A 1,780-nucleotide genomic window follows, 5' to 3' on the forward strand; every position below is an offset into this window, starting at 1 on the left:
CGGATGCGGTAGATCGCGACGATCTCGTTGCCGGCGAATCCGATCACCCCGGCCGCGACGAGCAGCCATGGGTTCTCGACTGGGCGTGGGTGGATGAACCGGTCGATGGCCTGCCAGCCTGCGACGACGGCGGAGAGCGCGACGACGAACACGATGAACATGCCCGCCAGGTCTTCCGCCCGCCCGTACCCGTAGGTGTAGCGCTTGTTGGCGACGCGGCGCCCGAGGACGAACGCGATCCACAGCGGCACCGCGGTCAGCGCGTCCGCGAAGTTATGGATCGTGTCGGCCAGCAACGCGATCGATCCCGTGAACGCGACGATCACGGCCTGCAGCACTGTGGTGCCGAGCAGGATGAACAGACTGATCTTCAGCGCGCGGACACCAGCGGTACTGGCCTCCATCGCGTCATCGATCGAGTCCGCAGCGTCGTGTGTGTGCGGCACGAACAGGTCGTAGAGGAACCCCTTCACGCCACCATGCGGATGACTATGGCTGTGCTCGTGCTCGTGCTCGTGCTCGTGCTCGTGCTCGTGCTCGTGGCTATGGTGCTGATGGGTGTGGTTGCTCACGCGCTTGCCGCCTCAACACGGTGGTGCGGGGCCGCACCGATCGCGTGCTCGGCTTGCTTCACGGCGTCGATGACGAGCTCCGACGCGTGCTCATCGGTCAGCCGGTAGAACACCGTCGTGCCCTCACGACGGGTCGACACCATGCGCGCCAAGCGGAGCTTCGCCAGGTGCTGCGACACCCCGGCCGGGCTCTTGTCCACGACGTCCGCGAGGTGGTTCACGGACATCTCCTCCGCGCTGCGAAGCGCGAGGATGATCTTCACCCGCGTCGCGTCCGCGAGCATCGCGAACACCTCGACCGCCAGCTCGACGTACTCCGACTCCGGGCTAAGCCCGCAGGGCTGCTTATCTACGTGCACACGAAGATAGTAAGCGAAGGAGCGGGCTGCGCACCACCGGATGCGCTGGAAAGCCGACGAGCGTCGTGCTCGTCGGGCTCACAGTCCGAGGCCTGTGCAGGCTCCGGAACGGGCAACGCCCGCGTCCCCAGTGCGGGGACGCGGCCATTACCGGCTGATGCGTCGATCAGGCGCGTCGGGTGGCACCGGCTCGAGGCAGCACGATGCCAAGGACGATCATCGCGACGGCGAGGATCAGGTGCAGCCAGTTGTCGGCGCTGTTGAGGGGGACGAAGTTCGCGCCGCCCATCATGCCGGCGGTGAAGAGGCCGTAGATGAACAGGACGGCGTAGACGATGCCGCCGACCAGGAGGTACAGCCGAGCTGCGACGGCGGTGCGGGCGGCGATGAGGCCGACGATGCCGAAGAGCAGGTGCACGATGTTGTGCAGGACGGACACCTGGAACAGGCCGAGGAGCATCGCCATCGAGCCGTGGCCGGCGACGGACATCGTGCCCATGTCCATCGTGAGTCCGGGGATGAAGCCGGCGATGCCGACGATGAGGAACACGACTCCGAAGACGAGGGCGCCCTTCTGCGTCAGGGTGCGGCCGTACCCGATGTGGGCAGTTGCTGCGGTGCTGGTCATGATGGGGTCTCCTCCGACGGGGTGCCGTGATGGCGTGTGCTTCTCAGGTAGTTCGGAGTGAACGTGCATCTGGTTTGCGGCGCGATCCGAAGCCTCTGCAGAAGGGGCCTGGTCAGTGGTGACCGTGGACGACGGCGTGGCCGAGACCGCGGCTGATCATCCACCGGTTCACCGGGGTGGTCACGATGAACGCGATCACCAGGGAGAACGCGAGGGAGCCC

The 1,780-nt window shown here is 66.3% G+C and carries 3 protein-coding genes; all 3 read right to left on the bottom strand.

The window, feature by feature from the left end; translation table 11 throughout:
• A partial coding sequence (locus tag DEJ00_RS18140) for a cation diffusion facilitator family transporter (RefSeq protein ID WP_146248024.1) occupies positions 1 to 572 on the bottom strand: 572 nt, incomplete at its 3' end.
• The gene (locus tag DEJ00_RS18145) at positions 569 to 931 is read right to left on the bottom strand and encodes a metalloregulator ArsR/SmtB family transcription factor (RefSeq protein ID WP_071403813.1); all 363 of its coding nucleotides are present in this window, start codon (positions 929 to 931) and stop codon (positions 569 to 571) included. The genes DEJ00_RS18145 and DEJ00_RS18140, both read right to left, overlap by 4 nt.
• 166 nt (positions 932 to 1,097) lie before the next feature.
• Entirely contained in the window at positions 1,098 to 1,559 is a 462-nt protein-coding gene (locus tag DEJ00_RS18150) for a DUF4383 domain-containing protein (RefSeq protein WP_111058333.1), read from the bottom strand.
• Positions 1,560 to 1,780: the final 221 nt, after the last annotated feature.

This window comes from Curtobacterium sp. MCLR17_039 (assembly GCF_003234745.1).
Classification (GTDB): domain Bacteria; phylum Actinomycetota; class Actinomycetes; order Actinomycetales; family Microbacteriaceae; genus Curtobacterium; species Curtobacterium flaccumfaciens.